General features: G+C 53.9%; 17 protein-coding genes. 11 read left to right on the top strand and 6 right to left on the bottom strand.

The genetic code is table 11. The features are described 5' to 3' along the window. Positions 1-104 precede the first annotated feature (104 nt). A complete protein-coding gene (locus tag AC6RNO_RS26755; protein WP_488437708.1) occupies positions 105-383 on the top strand; it encodes a hypothetical protein in 279 nt (92 codons plus the stop codon). A 1,358-nt stretch (positions 384-1,741) separates the two neighbouring features. Then, positions 1,742-3,070 (top strand): DRTGG domain-containing protein, encoded by a 1,329-nt coding sequence (locus tag AC6RNO_RS26760; RefSeq protein WP_474679724.1) that lies wholly within the window; start codon positions 1,742-1,744, stop codon positions 3,068-3,070. 135 nt (positions 3,071-3,205) lie between these two features. Here AC6RNO_RS26760 and AC6RNO_RS26765 read toward each other — a convergent pair whose 3' ends face one another. The 3 genes from AC6RNO_RS26765 to AC6RNO_RS26775 all read right to left on the bottom strand — a co-directional run bounded on the left by AC6RNO_RS26765 (position 3,206) and on the right by AC6RNO_RS26775 (position 4,441). Continuing rightward, a complete protein-coding gene (locus tag AC6RNO_RS26765) occupies positions 3,206-3,499 on the bottom strand; it encodes a YtpI family protein (RefSeq protein WP_497107346.1) in 294 nt (97 codons plus the stop codon). A gap of 121 nt (positions 3,500-3,620) precedes the next feature. Next, entirely contained in the window at positions 3,621-4,112 is a 492-nt protein-coding gene (locus AC6RNO_RS26770) for a sporulation membrane protein YtrI (protein WP_474679722.1), read from the bottom strand. Continuing rightward, positions 4,109-4,441, bottom strand: a complete 333-nt coding sequence (locus tag AC6RNO_RS26775; protein WP_474679721.1) for a YtrH family sporulation protein — start codon at positions 4,439-4,441, stop codon at positions 4,109-4,111. The genes AC6RNO_RS26770 and AC6RNO_RS26775 overlap by 4 nt, the downstream gene beginning before the upstream one ends. A gap of 143 nt (positions 4,442-4,584) precedes the next feature. Here AC6RNO_RS26775 and AC6RNO_RS26780 point away from each other — a divergent pair, with 143 nt between their 5' ends. The 8 genes from AC6RNO_RS26780 (at position 4,585) to AC6RNO_RS26815 (ending at position 14,293) form a co-directional block, all read left to right on the top strand. Beyond that, a complete protein-coding gene (locus tag AC6RNO_RS26780) occupies positions 4,585-8,118 on the top strand; it encodes a DNA polymerase III subunit alpha (RefSeq protein WP_497107347.1) in 3,534 nt (1,177 codons plus the stop codon). A 352-nt stretch (positions 8,119-8,470) separates the two neighbouring features. After that, on the top strand, positions 8,471-8,971 hold the full coding sequence (locus tag AC6RNO_RS26785) for a phosphatidylglycerophosphatase A family protein (protein WP_474679719.1): 501 nt from the start codon (positions 8,471-8,473) through the stop codon (positions 8,969-8,971). A gap of 361 nt (positions 8,972-9,332) precedes the next feature. Next, complete coding sequence (locus AC6RNO_RS26790) at positions 9,333-9,521, top strand: glutamate decarboxylase (protein WP_474679718.1); 189 nt, start codon at positions 9,333-9,335, stop codon at positions 9,519-9,521. A gap of 195 nt (positions 9,522-9,716) precedes the next feature. Next, a complete protein-coding gene (accD, locus tag AC6RNO_RS26795) occupies positions 9,717-10,583 on the top strand; it encodes an acetyl-CoA carboxylase, carboxyltransferase subunit beta (RefSeq protein WP_474679717.1) in 867 nt (288 codons plus the stop codon). Next, positions 10,573-11,547, top strand: coding sequence for an acetyl-CoA carboxylase carboxyltransferase subunit alpha (locus AC6RNO_RS26800; RefSeq protein WP_474679716.1), 975 nt, complete (start codon positions 10,573-10,575; stop codon positions 11,545-11,547). Before accD ends, AC6RNO_RS26800 begins: the two co-directional genes overlap by 11 nt. Further along, the gene (gene pyk / locus AC6RNO_RS26805; protein WP_488437711.1) at positions 11,540-13,294 is read left to right on the top strand and encodes a pyruvate kinase; all 1,755 of its coding nucleotides are present in this window, start codon (positions 11,540-11,542) and stop codon (positions 13,292-13,294) included. Before AC6RNO_RS26800 ends, pyk begins: the two co-directional genes overlap by 8 nt. Positions 13,295-13,384: 90 nt before the next feature. Then, complete coding sequence (locus AC6RNO_RS26810) at positions 13,385-13,855, top strand: YbgC/FadM family acyl-CoA thioesterase (RefSeq protein ID WP_497107348.1); 471 nt, start codon at positions 13,385-13,387, stop codon at positions 13,853-13,855. Between the two features lie 42 nt (positions 13,856-13,897). Next, positions 13,898-14,293: an FxsA family protein gene (locus AC6RNO_RS26815; RefSeq protein ID WP_474679713.1), complete on the top strand. Its 396-nt coding sequence runs from the start codon at positions 13,898-13,900 to the stop codon at positions 14,291-14,293. Positions 14,294-14,321: 28 nt separating this feature from the next. Here the strand turns inward: AC6RNO_RS26815 and ytvI are convergent, their stop codons facing one another. Beyond that, a complete protein-coding gene (gene ytvI, locus AC6RNO_RS26820) occupies positions 14,322-15,455 on the bottom strand; it encodes a sporulation integral membrane protein YtvI (RefSeq protein WP_474679712.1) in 1,134 nt (377 codons plus the stop codon). Positions 15,456-15,669: 214 nt separating this feature from the next. Here ytvI and AC6RNO_RS26825 point away from each other — a divergent pair, with 214 nt between their 5' ends. Then, complete coding sequence (locus AC6RNO_RS26825) at positions 15,670-17,784, top strand: RNA degradosome polyphosphate kinase (RefSeq protein ID WP_474679711.1); 2,115 nt, start codon at positions 15,670-15,672, stop codon at positions 17,782-17,784. Here the strand turns inward: AC6RNO_RS26825 and AC6RNO_RS26830 are convergent. Together AC6RNO_RS26830 and AC6RNO_RS26835 are read right to left on the bottom strand one after the other, a co-directional pair. Beyond that, complete coding sequence (locus AC6RNO_RS26830; RefSeq protein ID WP_497107349.1) at positions 17,750-19,285, bottom strand: Ppx/GppA phosphatase family protein; 1,536 nt, start codon at positions 19,283-19,285, stop codon at positions 17,750-17,752. The genes AC6RNO_RS26825 and AC6RNO_RS26830 overlap by 35 nt on opposite strands. Further along, positions 19,282-19,821 carry a hypothetical protein gene (locus AC6RNO_RS26835; protein ID WP_497107350.1) on the bottom strand — a complete coding sequence of 180 codons (540 nt, stop codon included), beginning with the start codon at positions 19,819-19,821 and terminating at the stop codon, positions 19,282-19,284. Before AC6RNO_RS26835 ends, AC6RNO_RS26830 begins: the two co-directional genes overlap by 4 nt. Positions 19,822-20,168: the final 347 nt, after the last annotated feature.

The raw sequence follows: 20,168 nt of genomic DNA on the forward strand, positions 1-20,168 counted from the left end.
AGCTCCGGCATGAGATTGTTCTCATAAACGAGGAACTTGTCTCATACAATGGAACTATGCAGCAGGAATAACGAGTTCTGTCGGAGCGAAAGGAGTGCAGCCACGTGAAAGGGTTAAAAAATGTCATTTACATGAGCGCGGCGCTGGGGATGCTGTTTTATTCAGTTCCCCGGTTGGAATTGACGGAAATCTTGTCATTGCAGGGCATTTTCAGCATCATATGGATTTGCATGGCGCTGCTGGTCGTAGCGGCGCATCTGCACCAGCTTCTCGGCGTTGACGAAGAGAAGCGCAGGGAACTGAATCGGATCAAGAAGATGAAGAGATGGCAGTTGGAGCAAGCGCTGCAGGGCCGGAGAAAAATTTTGCAAATCCGCAAGTGATCATCACGAGCGTAAAAGGGAAAATGCCCGCAGTGCTGGGGGGTTTTCCTTTTTTTCTTTGTTTGGGCTGCCGCAGCGTGCCCGGGGCGAACGCGTCGCGTCGTTGGCGGCGATTTGCGCGCGGAAAGCCTGTACGTTTCAGACTGTGGAGAAACCCGCACGCCGGAGCCGGTTGCGAAGAAAACCTGCAAAAGTACAGTTTTTGCTCAATGGATGCGCTGCCGACGAAATATTCCTGCACAATAGCAGGCTTTTCGCCAAAATGAACCGTGTTTACGGAAGAAACCTGCATTTTCCAGGCTGTTGAAAAACCTCCACGTTCGAGGAGATGACCATAATCTGCTCGCCTGTACAAAGAAAACCTGCAGAAATACATGAATTTGCGTCCTTGATCGCTGTCCACGAACAATTCCTGCAAAAGTGCAGGCTTTTCACCAAACACATAGGCTCATATTCACTTTCAGCGAAAATTCCTGCACTTTTGCAGGTTTTTCGCCAAAACAAGCTAATTTCGGAAGAAAAGCCTGCACTTTCGCAGGTTTTTTCCCTAGCAAGCTGATTTCTACCCAGTCGTGCGGCTCCACGACCTACACCGATAGAGGCACGTGCCCAGAAAAAGCGGTTGTCCCCCAAAAGCCATACTCGTTTCACTAGGAGTCTGTCCGACGGAGTTGCTTTTGTGCATATCGGGTGAATCATGGCTGCATATATTGCCGCTCACGCTATATAATTACTGTCATTTTGTATATACCTTCTACGTGGTTCATCGGACAGACTCCTAGCCCTCACAGAGTGTCGCGACTTGCTCGGGCAGCCTGATAATCGCAGGCTCTTCTCCTGCCAAGCCGCCTTGTCCCTCCACTTCAACTCCGCAACCTATGCTGGAGAGGCGAGGGGGTGGTTGGGGGAAATGTGGTAACGCGTCACTTTGCAAGCTTCCTGTGAGTTAATGAAGATGCGCCTCTCCAATGTACGTTTTCTCCACAGCATTCACTTTATACGAAAATAAATAATGTGCAGATTTTCCAACGGTTACGCTTATAAAGCCGGAAACTGCTGCAGCAGGTCCGGTTAATTTCATTCTGTAGGTGACGTCCACGGCGTCATGGGAGTTTTTCAGATTTCACGCCGTTTACGGGCGTATATTGAACGATTTCGCCACTTTGGCGGCCGGGCCAAGGCGTCAGTCTGCCCGATTCTTACCCACACTGAGGGCGATGCAGCGGAACAATGTCCGAGTGCGTCTTCCAATGCGAACATATGTGTGGTAAAATGAATTCACTCATTGTTCTCTATGTGTAGAACTACTATAATAATGATACAGATTGCTACAGTATTGAATAAATGAGGTGTAACAGATGGATACACATATTGCAGATACATTGACCAAGCATGAACAAATTTTAAGGCATATCGAAAGCCTCAATCTCGGCACCCGCATTTCCGTGCGGAAAATCGCCAAAAACATGGAGGTCAGCGAAGGCACGGCATACCGCGCCATCAAGGAAGCGGAGAACCAGGGGCTCGTGAGCACAAAAGAACGGATCGGCACGGTGCGCGTGGAGAAAAAGCTGCGGCAGAACATTGACAAGCTGACGTTCGCCGAGGTGGTCAATATGGTTGACGGCCAGGTGCTCGGCGGTTCCAGGGGGCTGCATAAGACGCTGCACAAATTCGTCATCGGCGCGATGGAGCAGGACGCCATGATGCGCTATATCGAGGCGGGCAGCCTGCTGATCGTCGGCAACCGCAACGGCGCGCACATATGCGCGCTGGAGCAGGGCGCGGGCGTGCTCATTACGGGCGGCTTCGACACGAGCGCGGAAGTTAAGGCGCTGGCCGACGAATTGGAGCTGCCGATTATTTCAAGCACCTACGATACGTTTACGGTCGCTTCGATGATCAACAGGGCGATCTATGACCGCCTGATCAAGAAAAAGATCATGCTCGTCGAGGATATGCTGGCTTCCGGCGCAGCGGTGTTCGCTTTGAAAGCGAACAGTATGCTCAAGGATTGGCAGCGCCTTTCCGAAGAAACCGGGCACAGCCGGTTTCCCGTCGTCGACGAGTGGAACCGGATTATCGGCGTCGTGACTTCCAAGGATATGGTCGGCGCAAGCCCGATACAGACCGTGGACAAGCTGATGACGCGCAGCCCGCTAACGGTTACACCGCATACGTCGGTCGCCTCCGCCGCCCATATGATGGTTTGGGAAGGCATCGAGCTGCTGCCCGTCGTGGATGCGAACCGCAAAATTTTGGGCGTTCTGAACCGCAGCGACGTGCTGAAAGCGATGCAGTACATTCAGAAGCAGCCGCAGAACGGCGAAACGTTCGAGGAATTGATTTGGTCGGGGCTGGAAGAGGTAAGGGATGAGGCAGGCTCGCTCCAATTTCACGGGATCATCACCCCGCAGATGACGAATCATCTCGGAACGGTTTCGGAAGGTGTGCTGACCACTTTGATGACGCAGGCCGCTTACCGGATCGTGCAGGAGCATAAAAAAGGCGATCTCGTTATGGACAACATGTCCACTTACTTTTTGAAGCCTGTGCAGATTGACAGCAAAATAGAAATACGGCCCACCATTATCGAGGTGAGCCGCAAATTCGGCAAAATCGATGTCGAAATTTACCATGCCGGCGCTCTCGTCTCCAAGGCGATGCTGACGGCGCAGGTGATCTAGGCGGGTGAACCACGTAGAAGGTATATATGCAGTCATGATTCACCCGGTATGCACAAAAGTGACTCCTAGGCGTCTGGCGGGTGAACTCCGCCCGCCGGGTTCCCAGACGCCAAAGCAGCTCCACCGGGCAAAATCCTAGCGGTTCAGCCGGTCGAAATGCCCGTGGTTGCGAATGCCGGCAAACAGATTGAACAGGCCGAGCAGCAGGCAGACCGTGCCGAATATGCGGCGCAGCGACGAATCCTGGAAGAAGAATAGCTGCGTGACGGCAATGACAGCCAGCATGAGCCCCATCGAGATGTTCATGCGGGCTGCATACAAGCCTCTCTGGCGAGCGTCGGTAGCGCGCCGGGAGCGGATGCTGAAATAGACCGAGCTGATGAGCGTGGCGACAATGAGCGCGAATGATGCAGTTTGAATCCAAAGCATGAGCGGAAACCGTCCTTTATGCGGGTGATTTTTCCTTTTACTGTAGCGATTTTCGCCGGAAATTGCAATCCGGTTCCGCCGGCGAGATCCGAGACTCCGCCCGGACGGCCCGCATCATCTTTCATGTGCGTTTTTCTTCGGCCGTTATCCAGATGCTGAGCTCGGTTTGAATCAAGACGATGGATTTGACTTCAACCGCATACTTTTTATCGTGCAGCACGTAAATTTTTTGCGTGATGAGCTTTTCATAGAGTGGTCTGACATCGCGCACATAGGCGGTTTTTTGCCCGATTACAAGTTTGAGCTCGTTTTTTACGCCGCTTTCGATTTCCTGCTGAATATCTTCGCTGATCGGCTCGTCCTGGCTTTTTTGCACCAGATAGACGTGCACGGCGTTGATGAGCGCCTGCTTGTTGCGGGTTTTGATCAGGTCTTCGATATCGCCCTTCAATTCCGTGTTCTCTTCCATGTATTTGCGCATCTGCACATAGAGCTGGCTGTACGTATGCTGATGGATGCTCATGTACACGGCGCTGCCGATAATAGCTCCGGCCACCAGCAGTCCGAAGCTCGCCAGCAGGCGCTGATAACGGGCAAACGGAGGAACCCTCAAGACTGGTTGCCTCCTTTGCAGATCATCTGGACCAGGGAAGTGCCCATCTGCGCGCCGACAAAGGCGACTACGATCAGGACAATCTGCTTGATGGCGGGGTTCAGGTGCCCTTCGGCCACATGGCTTTCAATATAGCGAATCGGGTCGATTGTGCCTCCGACGGCTGCGACCATCGCCCAGATTTTAATGTTTTCCGAAATGGTCATCATTTTTTCGGTGGGGGACTGCATCGTCAGCACGGCGGCAATTCCGCTCAGCATGCTGCCGCCGAACACGACCCCGAATGAAATGCAAAAATATACGATTATATTGGCCCAAAAGCTGTACATGCATTATCGCTTCCCTTCCGGCTTGACAAGCTCCTTTGTACCAATGTATGGGAAGGCATGGCCATAATATGATAAAATGGATATAAAATATTGCGCGGGACATTGCCCGCGAAACCGGATTGCAGCGGTTGGGAGGGAAGAGAGTGGGTACATTCGTACATCTGCATGTGCATAGTGAATACAGCTTGTTGGACGGCGCTGCGCGTATGGAAGACCTTGTCAAGCAGGCGGCGGCTCTTGGCATGACCTCTCTGGCCTTAACGGACCACGGCGTCATGTACGGCGCCATCGCTTTTTACAAGGCATGCAGGCAGCATGGGATCAAGCCGATTATCGGCTGCGAGGCTTATTTTACGGCCGGTTCGATCCGGGATAAGGGCACGAGGCAGGAACAACCGATCTATCATTTGATTCTGCTGGCCAAGAACATGAAAGGCTATCAAAATTTGATGAAGCTCTGCTCGATCGGCCATTTGCAGGGCTTTCACTATAAACCGCGGATCGATTTGGAACACCTTGCGCGGCATTCGGAGGGGCTCGTTTGTTTAAGCTCGTGCCTCGGCAGTGAAGTATCCCAGCATTTGCTGCACGACCGCAAGGAGGAGGCCCGCCAGGCGGCGGAAAGATACAGGCACATTTTTGGAGACGACTTCTTTTTGGAAATTCAGGATCACGGGATGGTCGAGCAAAAGAAAGTGATGCAGTCCATGATTGAGCTGAGCCGTGAAACCGGCATTCCGCTTATCGCCACGAACGATGTGCATTACGTGCGGGAGCCCGATCATGTCGTACAGGATATTTTGATCTGCATCGGGACGGGCAAGATGGTCGAAGATCCGGACCGCTTGCGCATGGGAACGAGCCAGATGTATCTGAAAAGCGGCGAGCAAATGGCGAGCCTGTTTGCGCACGTTCCCGAAGCGGTAGAGAACACGGCAAGGGTGGCTGAACGGTGCGAGCTTGAGTTGGAGTTCGGCCATTCGATTTTGCCCAAATTCCGCCCGATCCCGGAAGGCATGACGGCCGGCGATTATGTCAAGGAGCTTTGCCTGCAGGGTCTGGAGAAGCGCTACGGGGCCAAGCCGGACTGGCATGCGCCGGATTCCGCTTTGAACAGGCAGGCGAAGGAACGGCTGGTCTATGAACTTGGCGTCATCGAGAGTATGGGCTTCTCCGACTATTTTTTGATCGTTTGGGATTTCATCCGTTTTGCCCATGAGAAGGGCATCATGACCGGGCCCGGAAGGGGTTCCTCCGCAGGCAGCCTCGTCGCTTACGCGCTGGGGATTACGAATGTGGATCCGCTTCAGTACAAGCTGTTGTTCGAACGGTTCCTGAATCCGGAGCGGATCACGATGCCGGATATCGACATCGATTTCAGCGACGAGCGGCGCGACGAAGTCATCGATTATGTCGCCGCCAAATACGGGCATGAGCATGTGGCGCAAATTATTACGTTCGGCACGATGGCTGCGAAAGCGGCGGTCAGGGATGTCGGCAGGGTGCTGAACCTGCCTTACGGCGAGGTGGACCGCGCTGCCAAGATGATCCCGCACCAGCTCGGCATGACGCTCTCCGAGGCGCTTCAGACAAGCCCGGAGCTCAAGGCGCTGGCCGCCAAGCAGCCGAAAACCGCCGAGCTTCTGGACATGGCGATGCGCGTCGAAGGTATGCCCAGACACGCGTCTACGCATGCGGCGGGCGTCGTCATCTCCAGAGAGCCGTTAACGGACTATGTCCCTCTGCAGGAGGGAACGGGCGGGACGGCTCTGACCCAGTATACGATGGAGCACCTGGAATCGATCGGTCTGTTGAAAATGGACTTCCTCGGCTTGCGCACTTTGTCGATCATTGAGCGGACGCTGAATTGGGTCGAGGAGCTGGAAGGTGTGCGCATCGATTTGACAAAGCTGGACATGGATCACGATGAGTTTACGTATGAAATGCTCGGCAAAGGAGAGACGACCGGAGTCTTTCAGATGGAATCCGCCGGCGTCAGACGCGTGCTGAAGGAATTGAAGCCTTCCGTATTTGAAGACATGATTTCCGTCGTGGCGCTGTACCGGCCGGGTCCGATGGAATTCATTCCCAAATATATTGACAGCAAGCACGGGCGGACGGAAGTCGAATATCCGCATCCGTCGCTGGAGCCGATTCTTAGCGATACTTACGGCATCATCGTTTACCAGGAGCAAATTATGCAAATCGCATCCTCGATGGCCGGCTTCAGTCTTGGCGAAGCGGACTTGCTGCGCAGAGCGGTTTCGAAGAAAAAACGCGAGGTGCTCGACGAGCAGCGGGCGCATTTCGTCGCCGGGAGCACGGAGCAGGGCTTTAGCTCCGAGGATGCGAACCGCGTGTACGACATGATCGTCCGCTTCGCCGATTACGGCTTTCCCCGCGCCCATGCGACGGCTTACGGGGTTCTGGCTTTCCAGACGGCGTATTTGCGGGCTCATTATCCGATGCATTTTATGGCCTCAATGCTGACGGCCGTCATGGGCAATCACCGCAAAGTCGCGGAATATGTCGATGCCTGCAGGCGGATGAAGCTGGCTGTGCTCCCCCCGGATGTGAACGGCAGCGGCACGGTGTTTACGCCGGACCGGCAGGGCGCGATCCGCTTCGGCCTCGCCGCCATCAAAAACGTCGGCACCCAGGCGATCGAGGCGATTCTCAGCGAACGGAAGCAGGCGCCGTTCGAGAGCCTGCTCGATTTTTGCCGCCGCGTCGACCTTCGCGTCTGCAACAAGCGGGTTATCGAATCGCTTATTCAAGGCGGCGCGTTCGACACGCTCGGCGGCCATCGCGCGCAGCTGCTGGCGGTTCTCGACGAAACGATCGTTTCCGCGACCAAATGGCGCAAGGAACGGGACGATCTGCAGCTGCACCTGTTCGGCTTCGTGGAGGAGCCGAACTGGGAGGTCGAGCTGCCGGATATCCCGCCGATGCCGCGAAGCAGGCAGCTGGAGTTCGAGCGCGAGCTGCTCGGCATGTACATTTCCGGCCATCCACTCGACGCGTATGCCGGAACGCTGGAGGAGCTTGAGGCGGACAAGCTGCACGAGCTGCATGAGCTGCCCGACAACAGCGAAGTTGTCGTAGCGGGCATGATTTTGACGAACAAGACGATCGTCACGAAGAAAGGCCAGCCGATGGCGTTTATGGAGCTGGAGGATCGCATCGATAAGGTCGAGGTCGTCTTGTTCCCCGAGACCTGGAAAACGGCGGCTCCGCTCGTCCAGAAAGGGCAGCTCGTCCTCGTCCGGGCGAAGCTGCAGCTGCAGGACGAGGACCCGCCCAAGCTGCTCGCGGAGCAGCTTGCCGCGCTGGACGACCCTGCGGCCGTCCAGCGGCTTCGCCGGCAGCCCGCACGCGCGGCTGCCGCAGGCAAGGCGGCCCCGGCCAGACCGGGCCGCCCGGCCGACCGCGCAGCGGCGCAGCCTGCGCGGGGGAACGCCGCCCCGCGGCAGGCCGGGGGCGGCAGCGCCGCTACCGCTGCACCGAAGGAGCAGCGGGTGTACGTCAAGATCGCGGCTGACTGCGAGCAGCCGGACAAGCTGCTGCAGCTGAAGACGCTGCTGAAGCTGCACACGGGCCCGCTCGCCGTAGCGCTGTTCTACGAACGCGGCGGCCGGCTTCTCGCACTGAGCGAGCAGTANCAAGATCGCGGCTGACTGCGAGCAGCCGGACAAGCTGCTGCAGCTGAAGACGCTGCTGAAGCTGCACACGGGCCCGCTCGCCGTAGCGCTGTTCTACGAACGCGGCGGCCGGCTTCTCGCACTGAGCGAGCAGTACCGGGTGAAGCCATCCCCGGAGCTGTTCCGCATGATCGAGACGATTATGGGCAAAGATTCCGTCAGAGTGAAATAATGGTCGCCTCCTCCGCATATAAATAGGAACCCGGCTTTTTCCAAGCTTCGAAGCTTTCGTGTATATTGTTGGGCGTTTTTGTGACAGCCCAGGCCAACATGCGCGGAATCGGCTTCGAAGCTTCTGTTCAATTTGCGGGACCGGAGGGAGAATGTTATGACCGAACAATTTATGATACAGCTGCTGCAAAAGCGCGGCGTTGCGATAGAACAAATCGCCGAAATTGTGTTGAAGCTGCAAAAGCCTTATAACAGCCGGCTGACCCTGGAGGATTGCACTGAAAGCGTGCTGACCGTTCTGAACAAGCGGGAGGTGCAGTATACGCTGTTTACCGGCATTGCGCTCGACTCGCTGGCCGAGAAGAAGCTGCTGCCCGAGCCCTTGCAGTCGATTCTCGAAGCCGACGAGCCTTTATACGGCGTAGACGAAACGCTGGCTCTTGGCATCGTTCACGTATACGGGATGATCGGGCTTACGAGCTTCGGCTATTTGGATAAGGAAAAAATCGGGATTATCAAAAAGCTGAACGACAACAAGGCGGCGGTGCATGTTTTTCTCGACGATCTGATATGCGGACTGGCGGCCGCGGCATCGGCCAGAATAGCCCATCAAAACGAGAATGCGCCGAACTACGGCGCCAAACTCGATCTGGACTAGCGGCAAGGAGCCTGTCCGACGGAGTTGCTTTTGTGCATACCAAACTGAATAATGACTGCATTTACTGCCGCTCACGCTGCATAATTACTGTCATTTTGCATGCATTTACCTTCTACGCGGTACATCGGACAGACTCCAAGGGGAGCATTCCGGCACCTATTGGCAAAACTGCTTTGTTGCGGGAAAAAGAGTAATTATGATATCATTATTCCATTATGTATGCCTATGCTTAATAGAGGGAGCCAAATAGTCACCTTCTCGGAACCGAAAGCTGACTATTTTAGCATGTCTCATAGAGATTGTTTAAAAAGTCTGGCAGCCCGCTTTTTAAACTCGAGCATTTATAGGAGGTTTTTTTTGCATGTGGACGGTGATTTACATAGCTCCTACCGCGAAAATCGCAGACCGTATCAAGTTGAGATTGTCAGAGGAAGGCTTTCTCGTTCAGGTACGCGGCATCAGCCTGTCCAAAAATCAGTTCGAAATTCTCGTTCCCGAGGGAGAACTGGAGGAAGTGCAAGAAGTGCTGAACTCGATTTTACATAGATAGGAGTCTGTCCGAATAACTCAGGAGAAAGTAGATGCATGCAAAATAACGGATTTTATGCAGCGCGAGCGGTGTGTATGCAGTCATTATTCATTGATTATGCACAAAAGCAACTCCGTCGGACATACTCACAGGCGATGCTGCAAGTTGACGTGGCTTGTCAAGGATTTACGATAAAAGCCAAGTAGAGGTGGAACAGTGCTAAAGGATCTTTTTCAAAAACGAAAGTATGCGACGATTCCTTCCGAGAAAACAAAACGGGATATCCCCGAAGGTTTAATGAATAAATGTCCGCAGTGCGGTACGATTCAGACGAGCAAAGAGCTGGAAAAAAACTTGAAGGTATGTACGGCTTGCGGCTATCATTATCGGTTAAACGCGATGGAGCGCATCCAGATGACGCTCGACGAAGGCCGGATACTCGAATACGACAACGGCATGGTTTCCGAGGATCCTTTACAGTTTCCTGACTATATGGAAAAATTGGATAAAGCGAGAAATGCGACGAATTTGCAGGACGCCATCGTAACGGGCGAAGGGACGATCGGCGGCTTTCCCGTTGTCATTGCCGTGATGAGCTTTGATTTTATGGGCGGCTCGCTGGGGTCCGTCGTGGGCGAGAAAATTACCCGGGCCGTGGAAGCGGCGATGGAGAAGAAGTGGCCGCTCATTATTTATTCGACCTCCGGCGGAGCCCGTATGCAGGAAAGCATCCTCAGCTTGATGCAAATGGCCAAAACGAGCGCCGCGCTCGCCAAGCTGGGCGAAGAGGGCGGGCTGTACATCTCGGTTATTACCGACCCGACTTTTGGTGGCGTGTCCGCCAGCTTTGCCATGCTGGGCGACTTTATTATCGCAGAACCCGCCACGTCGTTCGGGTTTACCGGACGCCGGGTCATCGAGCAAACGATTAAGCAGAAGCTGCCCGACAACTTCCAGACATCGGAATTCAACCTGGAGCATGGGCAGCTCGATAAGGTCGTCAGCCGCAAAGATATGAGGCCTACGCTTATCAAACTGCTGGACATGCATGGAACGAAAGGGGAAGCAAGCGATGGCGAATGAGTTGCCGTTTGAAAAGCCGCTCTCGGAGCTTAAGAGCAAGATTGCGGAGCTTCGCCAGTTCGGCACCGAGAAACAAATCGATTTTACGGATGAAATCCGCCGTCTGGAAGAGCGGTACGTTCAATTGGAAGAAGAACTGTACGCGAATATGTCGTCCGCGGAAAAAATGCAGTTTGCCCGCCATCCGCAAAGACCGACGACGATTGATTATATTCAGGCTATATTTACGGATTTTATCGAGCTTCACGGGGACAGACTGTACGGCGACGATTTGGCGATCGTCGGCGGCCTGGCCAAGCTGAACGGCGTTCCGGTGACCGTCGTCGGCCACCAGAAAGGCAAGGATACCAAAGACAATATCGCCCGCAACTTCGGGTGCCCGCATCCGGAGGGCTTCCGCAAGGCGCTGCGTCTGATGCGCCAGGCGAACAAGTTCAAGCGTCCGATCGTTACGTTTATCGATACGAAAGGCGCTTTCCCCGGCAATGCGGCCGAAGAGCGCGGACAAGGCGAAGCGATTGCCAGAAATTTGCTGGAAATGGCCTCTTTCCGCGTGCCGATCGTTTGCGTCGTTATCGGAGAAGGCGGCAGCGGCGGCGCGCTTGCGCTTGGAGTGGGCAACAAAGTGTTGATGTTGGAAAATGCCATCTATTCGGTGATCAGTCCCGAAGGGGCAGCCTCCATCTTATATAAAGACGCTTCGAAATCGCTGCATGCAGCCGAAGCGATGAAAATTACCGCCGACCACATTATGGAACAAAACGTGATCGACGGCATCATCCCGGAGCCCAGGGGCGGTGCTCACAGGGACCCGGCAGCGCAAGCCGAATTTATCAAATCCGCTGTCTGGGAACATCTTCAGCCCATGCTAGGCATGTCGGAGCAGGAGCTTATCGAGGACCGTTACCGCAAATTTAGAGAAATCGGGCGGTTCACATTCACTCAGGAGGGAAACCATGCGTAAAACGAAAATTGTATGTACCATCGGACCGGCCAGCGAATCTTTGGAAAATTTGAAAAAGCTGATGGAAGCGGGCATGAACGTTGCCCGTCTCAACTTCTCCCACGGAGACTTTGAGGAGCACGGCGGCCGTATCCGCAACATTCGCAAGGCGTGCCAGGAAACAGGTAAAACGGTTGCGATTTTGCTCGACACGAAAGGCCCGGAAATTCGTACGGGCAAATTGAAGGAAGAGCCGATTGAGCTTGTTCAGGACAAGCACATCATTTTGACGACAGAGGAAATTTTGGGCGATGCGGACCGCATTTCCGTTACTTATGAAAACTTGCCCCGCGACGTAAAAGTAGGCTCCACGATCCTCATCGATGACGGACTGATCGGCCTGACGGTCGTTGATGTGCGCGGTACGGAAATCGAGTGCCGAATCGTCAACGGCGGAACGATTAAAAGCAAAAAAGGCGTGAACGTGCCCGGTGTGAAAATCAGCCTTCCCGGCATTACGGAAAAAGATGCCAACGACATCGTTTTCGGCATCGAGCAGGGCGTAGACTTTATTGCCGCTTCGTTCGTCCGCAAAGCCGGCGACGTGATGGAAATTCGCGAGCTGCTCGAAAGACACAATGCGACTCACATCCAAATCATCAGTAAAATCGAGAACCAAGAAGGCGTCGAGAACCTGGACGAAATTTTGGAAGTGTCCGACGGCCTGATGGTAGCCCGCGGCGATCTTGGCGTGGAAATTCCGGCTGAAGATGTGCCTGTCGTTCAAAAGCAAATGATCAAAAAATGTAACATCGTAGGCAAGCCGGTCATCACGGCTACGATGATGCTCGATTCCATGCAGCGCAATCCCCGCCCGACACGCGCGGAAGCAAGCGACGTGGCGAACGCGGTGTTCGACGGAACGGATGCGGTCATGCTGTCCGGGGAAACGGCGGCGGGAAAATATCCGGTAGAATCCGTGCTGACGATGGCCCGCATTGCAGAGCGCGCGGAAGCGGCTCTTGAATATAAAGAAATTTTCCTTCGTCAAGCGCAAGCGCAGCAAACGACTGTGACGGAAGCGATCAGCCAGGCTGTCGCCAACTCGGCGCTGGAATTGGGCGCGAAAGCGATCCTGACTGCAACGGAAAGCGGCTATACGGCGAGAATGGTATCCAAATATCGCCCGAAAGCGCCGATTATTGCCGTAACGCCTAACGAGCAAGTGATCCGCCGTCTGTCCCTCATATGGGGAGTCATCCCGGTGCAAGGCGTAGAAGCGAAAACGACGGACGAGCTGTTCAACTTGGCTGTTGAAAGCAGCATCAAAACAGGAATCGTCAGCCTCGGCGATCTCGTTGTCATTACTGCAGGCGTGCCTGTAGGCCGCTCCGGAACGACAAACCTGATCAAAGTTCATCAAGTAGGCGAGATGATTGCCAAAGGTACCGGGATCGGAACGCAAATTGCGACAGGCCGTGTCGTAACCGCCCGCACTCCGGAAGAAGCGAATACCAAAATGACGGACGGCGCCGTGCTCGTGACGGTTTCGACGGACAAAGAGTACATGCCTGCCGTGCAAAAAGCAGCCGCACTCATTACCGAAGTGGGCGGCATTACGTCCCATGCTGCGGTTGTCGCGCTCAGCCTTGGCATTCCGGTCATCGTCGGCGTCGAACGCGCGCTGGAAATTATGAAAGACGGAACAGAAGTTTCCATCTATCCGGAAGTTGGCGTTATCTACTCCGGACAAGCGAAAGTTCTGTAGTCAGATTCAGACAGCAAGAGGCTGTCCCGCAAGCGGCTTTAGCTGCTGAAGGGTCAGCCTTCTTTTGTAAACGCCAGGGAGGGAAGCAGTATGAGCAAAGACCGGTGGTACCGCCACGAGCAGCGGGTCCGTTATGCCGAAACGGATCAGATGGGTGTCGTCTATCATGCGAATTATTTGACCTGGTTCGAAATCGGCCGAACCGAATGGATCAGGGAAATCGGACTTTCCTACCGCAGCATCGAGGACAAAGGGCTGCTGCTGCCGCTAGTCGAGGCGGAAGTGAAGTTCAAACAGCCTGCCCGGTATGACGACCGGGTAGGTATCTACACGCGGCTCTCGAGCTACAGCGGCGTGCGCATGGAATTTGCCTACGAAATCCGCCGCTGGGACGAGGAGAGCCGGGGGGACGCCGGACAGCAGGATTCCGGCCTTGTGCCTGTCGGCGATTTGCTCGTTAGCGGGGCCACCCGACACGTCTGGGTGAATCCTTCATGGAAGCCGGTGCGTATAGATAAGGAAGCGCCGGAAATATGGCGGCTGCTTGCGGGGAAAGCTTAATGCAAAGCGGTTAAATTTTCATTACGGTTAGGAGATGAGCGAATGTACCGTCTGCTTCTTGCTGTGTTCATCATCGTGCCGGCGCTGGAGATTTCCGTAATGATTGCTTTGGGCCGGTATATCGGCGGCTGGGCGACGTTCGCTCTGATTGTGCTCAGCGGCATAATCGGGGTGTACATTACAAGACGCGAAGGCCGCAAAGTATGGGATTACGCCCGCTACGAGCTGTCGAGAGGGCATTTGCCCGCACAGTCGCTGCTGGACGGGATTTGCCTGTTCATCGGCGGAGTTTTGCTGATTACGCCGGGATTTTTAACCGACATTGTCGGTTTCCTGCTCGTATTTCCATGGACTCGTCCCATGTTCAAGGTCGCTCTGCTGGCACTCATTCAAAGGCAAATCGGCAGAGGCGGTTTCACATTTTTTTTCCGCAGATAAAAGAAACGGAAGAAAGGCCCGGCATTCGTTATTCGGAAGCCGAGCCTTTTTTTATGTATGAAGCGATATCGTGAAAAATTCGGGCGCGGTAAAAGGCGGATAAAACAACGAGCGAGACCGGACCGACGATCAGGCCGACGAAGCCGAACAGTTTCAAGCCGACGAACATTGCGACCAATGTCGCCAAAGGATCCAGCCCGACGCTGGAAGCGAGCACTTTGGGCTCCATAATTTGCCTGGCTACCAGAATGACTCCGTAAAGCACGCTCAGTCCGATCCCCAGATAGATGTCCCCCTGCGCGAAAAACACGTACAAAATCCACGGAACCATGACGGCGCCGGTGCCCAAATACGGCATCAAATCGGCCAGGCCGGTCAACAGCCCGATCGTAATCGCATAGGGGACCTGCAGGATGAACAGGCCGATAATGACGACAAGTGCCGTCAAGGAAACGAGAATCAACTGCGCCCTTACGTAGCCGAACAGCGCTTTTTGCAAGTCGCTGCGGATGAGCTTGGACGTGGCGACGATCGAGTCGGAGACGATGCCGGAATATCGTCCGATCAGCAAATACCAGTCTTTGCTGATGAAAAAGGTGGCGAGCACAACTATGATCGTCAGCGTTGCAATGTTGGGCAGTGAGGTTAGGAAGTTTTTCAGCGTGTCGAACACATAGCCGATAACAAGCTTGCTGACGTTGGCGAGGGAACCTGCGGTCGAAGATAAATTGCTGTTGACGGTTTCCTGGTATTTCGGGTTGTTTTCAAAAAATCGGTTGACCTTTTCGATTAATTCCTGAAACGCCGTGGAATGAATAAACAAATTGAACTGTGCGGCGAGGCGGTTGACTTGATTTTGCAGCGTATCGGCCAGCGAGCCGAGCTCGACGATGATGTTCGCGACCAGCAGCGTAACCGCAGCGATCATCGCCCCCAAAAACAGCAGCATAGATATCGTTACGGCGAGCCAGCGAGGCAGTCTGAGTTTGAACTGGAAAAAGTTTACACAAGGATTCATCATCATGGCGATGATCCAGCCGTAGATAAACGGGTAAATTAACGGGGGAATATAATAAATCGCCAAACCGATCAGGAGAACGATCAGAGCTACCCAAATGCCCCTGAAAATTTGATGAACCAACCGCGGATTCAGGATATTCATGGTATTTTCTCCCCTTGCCTCTAATACTTGTATTGTAACACTGATCTTAAAAGAAAGCGAAAAAGCCGCAGCGCCGGGGGCAAGGCGAATGTTTAAAGAAACCTTTACAAAATCTTAATAATTGAAAAGCGCTTTCCCCGCATTGTCGGTCTATGCCGGGCATAGTACAATAAAATAAGGAATGTCGAAAATTAGGAATTTTTACGGAGGTTTTATGAGTATTGCAAGAGAGCCTGCGGTGAGGGAAATCAAAGAAGTCGGCGAAGTTTCGTCCATGTATTTGAACCGCGATTTGAGCTGGATCGAATTTAACCGGCGAGTTTTGGAAGAAGCTCAGGACCCCAGCACTCCGCTGCTGGAAAGAGCGAAGTTTCTAAGTATCGTATCCAGCAATCTGGATGAATTCATGAGCGTGCGTGTTGCCGGGCTCAAGGATCAGATGAAAGCCGGGTACAACAAAAAAGATTTCACGGGCTACACGCCCGCCGGGCTCATTAAGCGCATCATGAAACGGACCGCTAAAATGGTCAGCGAACAGTACAAAACGTACCGGGACGTTATCCGGCAATTAATTAAAGAGGGAATCGTTTTTACCGAGTACGAAGAATTGAACATCAGCCAGAAAAAAGCGATGGATGCGTATTATCACGATATTGTTTTTCCGGTATTGACTCCGATGGCGGTCGATCAGAGCCGTCCTTTCCCGCTTGTCCATAATCAGTCTCTTTATTTGGCTGTGGTACTGATCCGTGAGGGCGACGATCCGGACGATGAGCCGTATTTTGCCATCGTTCAGGTGCCCAGCAATTTGTCCCGCTACATCCCGGTACCTGCCAGAACGAACAGCAAGAAGCAGGAGTTCATTCTTCTCGAGGAATTGATCGAGCACCATATCCAGTCGCTGTTCAGCGGCTATACGCCGATTGCCGTGCACGGGTTTCGCCTGACGCGCAATGCCGATCTTACCTTGAACGAAGAGGGCGCCGAGGATTTGCTCGAAGAGATCGAGAAGGAGCTGCGCCGCAGAAGATGGGGCTCTCCGGTGCGTCTGGAAATTCAGGAAGGGATGCATCCTTATGCGCTTTCCCAGCTTCAGGACGAGTTCGAAATCACGGAGCACATTTTTGAAATCGACGGTCCGATCGACCTGACTTATTTGATGAAGCTGGCGGGCAGCTTGAACGGATTCGATAATCTCCGCTACCCGCGCATCGTTCCCAAATATCCGGTGGAATTCGAGGATACGAACGACTTTTTCACGCTGTTGAAGCAGCAGGACGTGCTTGTGCATCATCCCTACGAATCGTTCGATGCGGTGACCGATTTTGTCGTGCATGCCGCTTACGATCCGCATGTGCTTGCGATCAAAATGACGCTTTACCGGGTCAGCGGCAATTCGCCGATTATTCAGGCGCTTGCGATCGCCGCGGAGTCGGGCAAGCAGATCACCGTCGTCGTCGAGCTGAAAGCTCGTTTTGACGAGGAGCGCAACATTGCCTGGGCGAGAAAGCTCGAAAAATCGGGCTGCCACGTCGTTTACGGTCTTGTGGGCTTGAAGACGCACGCCAAAATCACGCTCGTCGTCAGACAGGAAGAGAACACGCTGCGCAGATACGTCCACGTAGGTACGGGCAATTACAACGACAGCACGGCCAGACTGTATACAGACGTAGGGCTGTTCACCTCGCACAGCGTCATCGGCGAGGACGCATCGGCATTGTTCAATGAAATCACGGGGTATTCCGCGCCGCACGATTGGCAGGCTTTTGCCGTCGCTCCTACGGATTTGAAGGATAAGCTGTTTGAGCTGATCGAGCGGGAAGCCGGGCATGCCAGAGCCGGAAAGCCGGCGCACATTATCGCCAAAATGAACTCTTTGTCCAACCAGCAGATGGTGGATGCACTGTATGCCGCGTCGCAGGCCGGCGTGAAGATCGATCTGATCGTGCGCGGCGTCTGCTGCCTTCGCCCGGGAGTGCCGGGACTAAGTGAGAACATTACGGTGCGCAGCATCGTCGACCGGTACCTGGAGCATTCGCGCATGTACTATTTCGAAAACGGCGGACAAGTCGACGTGTACTTGTCGTCGGCGGATTGGATGACCCGCAATTTGACGCGGCGCATCGAGCTGATGTGTCCGGTATTCGACGAACAGCTGAAAAAAATGATGATCCAAATTTTACGGCTTAGTCTTAACGATAATGTCAAGGCAAGGGAGCTCATGACCAACGGCATGTACACCCGGGTAAAAAATGAACTGACTCCGTACCGGAGCCAGTTCGAGGCGATGAAAATTAAGTCGTGGAAAAAGCTTCAGCTTGAGCCTTGAGCGCAAGTCCCCACACTTTTTCAAAATCTTTGGCGAAAGCGGCGATCTCGCTCAGTTCGGCGGCTGGATTGTCCGCGCACAAAAGTTTTAGCGTAATCGTCTTGCCGATGATGGAGATGATGAGCTCCCGAACCGGCTGCGTTTCGCTGCGGTCAAGTGCGATGGCAAGCTGCAGCAGTGTTCCCAGCTTCGCAACAAGCAATTCGTCGGATTCCTCCAAAATGTCTTTGTAAGCAAGGGCAAGCTGGTGGGTCCGGCTTTTTGTTTTATGGGAAGCGATCAGCGAGCAGAGCGCGATTTCCCGGTGGCTGAAGCCGTCGATGCGGGCCTGTGCGATCATATATTGCGTATGTTTGCCGTATTGATAATAATTGACGCTAGATCCGATCCGGTACAGCAGCGCGGCGGCATGAAGGTAGCGTCTGCTTTGTTTATCCAGCCCCTGCAAGGAAGCAAGCTCGTCGAATAAGCGAAGCGCGAGCTTGTCGACATGCTTGACGTGCTGGACGGCCGCACCCGGGTGAAGCATCAGCATGTTCTGGACGCTAGCTTCCAGAACATCGTCGACCAGCGCATTCCCGGGCCTGCACAGCTCGTAAAAGATGCCGTCCCGCAAGCCTGAGCCGCTGACGATGCAATGCGAAGCCGCGGCTTCACTAAAGATCGTATCCAAAATGATGAGGCCCGGAACGATAATGTCCACGCGGTCTTTGGAAAGTCCCTCCACCTTTTTGCGCTTTTCAAGCGGCAGGGAGGACAGGAATTCCAGGAAAAAATCGAGCTCCCCGGTTTTCAGCTCATAGTTGTGGGCAAGCTGCAGAGAATATTTGCTCCGCTTCTGGCTCATCTTGCCGAGTGTGCGGATCGTTCCGCCCAGCCCGATCATGGGCAAGCCCGGCGAGCTTTTGATCCATGGATGGGCGGCGAGAGCTTCCTTTACCATAAGGCGAATCCCGGCCTTTTCGCTTTCGGTGATGACGCCGTTCTTCATAAATTGGCGGGTCGTGTTCACCGAACCGAACGGGAAGGAGAAGCTTTGCTTGAGTTCCCGGCCGCGGAACAGCGTGACCTCGGTGCTGCCGCCTCCGATATCGATAATGAATCCGTCACTGATATCGATCGTATTCACGACGCCGAGAAAGCCGTAACGGGCCTCGTCCTCTCCGCTCAGCACCTCGATATTGAAGCCGGTCCGGCCTTCGAGCACCCGGACAATTTCCGCGGAATTGGCCGCATTGCGGATCGCCGCCGTGGCGACGATTCTTAGCGTCCGCACGCCGTGCGCGAGACAGAGCGCTGCGTAGTGGGAGAGGATGGGAACGACGGAAAGAATGTCTTCGCTATGTAAAATGCCGTCGGCACCGATCCGCTGGCTTAGTCTTGCGGAATCTTTATACTCGCTGACGACGCGGTAGGCGCCGTATAAATTGCGTTCGTAAATAACCAACCGGATGGAGTTCGATCCGATATCGATGACGCCTATGTAGGAGATGCTGCTCATTTCTTGGCTCCTTCAACAAAAGTAGATCTTTCAGAACAAAGGTCGTACGAAGTAAACATGTTTCGCATGCCGTCCAAAACGGTGCTGCCGCCGTTCGTTACGCGGCTTGGATTGGTTTGGCTGGCCAAAGTACAGGCAGCCCGGAAACCCCACGCGCCGGAGCCGGTCGTTACGATCTGCCCAGTTGCGCGAAAAACCTGCAAAAATACAGTTTTTGCTGGATGGAAACGCCGGCCACGGCAAATTCCTGCAATTGTGCAGGCTTTTGGCCGCGAACACGGGCTCGGGTTCATTTTCATCGAAAATTCCTGCACAATTGCAGGCTTTTCGCTAAAATGAACCATTTTTAAGGAGAAAACCTGCACTTTTGCAGGTTTTCTCCCTGCCAGGCCGCCTTGCCCCACTTCTGTGCCGCAATCGGATGCAGGAGAAGTGTGGCCCACTCCACCGCCGCAATCGTAGCCAGAGATGCGCGGCTCCGTTCCCTTTGGTTCCGTTAACCCGGCACTTGATCCACATGCAGGTTTTCTGCGCATTTATAGAGATGCTTCTCTCCAATGTACGTTTTCTTAAAGCCTGGCGTGCAGGTCTTCTTGCAGGTTTTCTTCGACAGGCCAAACGGATATGCCGCCTTGGGCGTGACAGACCGCCGAGCATGGCCGACAATTCGTCAGCTTCGGCCGACAGATTTTCAATCGTCTCATGCTGCCGCTTTGTTTTACATTGTATCAAGCTCAACTGTTCTCTACAAACTTTTTCCGCAAAGTTCCGTATAATTCGAGAGAATTAACAAAAACTTGTATCGTGCCGTAAGCGCTCGAATTTCGCCAAAAAGAATCTTTATGATAGTGATAACTTAGTTTTATGCCCTTTTTTGTTCACT

The sequence above is a fragment of the Paenibacillus sp. sgz302190 genome (genome assembly GCF_059820445.1).

Coding starts and splice junctions, on each gene's coding strand:
- AC6RNO_RS26790 (WP_474679718.1), top strand. CDS start 9,333: ATGTGGACGGTGATTTACATAGCTCCTACCGCGAAAATCGCAGACCGT.
- AC6RNO_RS26830 (WP_497107349.1), bottom strand. CDS start 19,285: ATGAGCAGCATCTCCTACATAGGCGTCATCGATATCGGATCGAACTCC.
- pyk (WP_488437711.1), top strand. CDS start 11,540: ATGCGTAAAACGAAAATTGTATGTACCATCGGACCGGCCAGCGAATCT.
- AC6RNO_RS26825 (WP_474679711.1), top strand. CDS start 15,670: ATGAGTATTGCAAGAGAGCCTGCGGTGAGGGAAATCAAAGAAGTCGGC.
- AC6RNO_RS26765 (WP_497107346.1), bottom strand. CDS start 3,499: ATGCTTTGGATTCAAACTGCATCATTCGCGCTCATTGTCGCCACGCTC.
- AC6RNO_RS26810 (WP_497107348.1), top strand. CDS start 13,385: ATGAGCAAAGACCGGTGGTACCGCCACGAGCAGCGGGTCCGTTATGCC.
- AC6RNO_RS26760 (WP_474679724.1), top strand. CDS start 1,742: ATGGATACACATATTGCAGATACATTGACCAAGCATGAACAAATTTTA.
- AC6RNO_RS26785 (WP_474679719.1), top strand. CDS start 8,471: ATGACCGAACAATTTATGATACAGCTGCTGCAAAAGCGCGGCGTTGCG.
- AC6RNO_RS26800 (WP_474679716.1), top strand. CDS start 10,573: ATGGCGAATGAGTTGCCGTTTGAAAAGCCGCTCTCGGAGCTTAAGAGC.
- ytvI (WP_474679712.1), bottom strand. CDS start 15,455: ATGAATATCCTGAATCCGCGGTTGGTTCATCAAATTTTCAGGGGCATT.
- AC6RNO_RS26775 (WP_474679721.1), bottom strand. CDS start 4,441: ATGTACAGCTTTTGGGCCAATATAATCGTATATTTTTGCATTTCATTC.
- AC6RNO_RS26815 (WP_474679713.1), top strand. CDS start 13,898: ATGTACCGTCTGCTTCTTGCTGTGTTCATCATCGTGCCGGCGCTGGAG.
- AC6RNO_RS26835 (WP_497107350.1), bottom strand. CDS start 19,821: ATGCGCAGAAAACCTGCATGTGGATCAAGTGCCGGGTTAACGGAACCA.